This window comes from Blastococcus sp. KM273129 (genome assembly GCF_021698995.1).
Classification (GTDB): Bacteria; Actinomycetota; Actinomycetes; order Mycobacteriales; family Geodermatophilaceae; genus Blastococcus.
The window spans coordinates 1-335 of record NZ_SSXB01000213.1 but is presented as its reverse complement, the minus strand read 5'-3'; the positions used below and the strand labels follow the sequence as shown (position 1 = coordinate 335).

Annotated in this window: 1 pseudogene; it reads right to left on the bottom strand. The window is 78.5% G+C overall.

Going from position 1 to position 335, the window contains the following annotated elements:
• A pseudogene (locus E9565_RS22075) lies at nt 1-335 on the bottom strand (hypothetical protein); the annotation flags it as partial.

The window sequence follows — 335 nt, the reverse complement described above, 5'->3', positions numbered from 1 at the left end:
CGGCGGCGCGGCGGAGCCGGCTGCGGGTGGCGACGGTGATCAGCCGCCCGTCGGCGGGGTTGCCGATGGCGATCTGCACGCATCCGCCGGTGGGGGCGGTGCCGATGCCGAGCAGGTCGAGTGCGCGGAGGATCTCCCGGCACTGGGCGGCGGTGACGACCTCCCCGGCGACCTCGGCGGCCGGCTGGCTGCCGGCCCGGTTGCCGGGGTCGCTCTCGGGGTCGTGCAGGGCGGGTAGCGGGGCGTGGATGGTCAGCTGGGCGGTGACCGGCGGCCGGGACCTGTCCCAGGGGCGCAGGATCAGGTCGGCGGCGACGGCGGCGCGCAGCACGCCG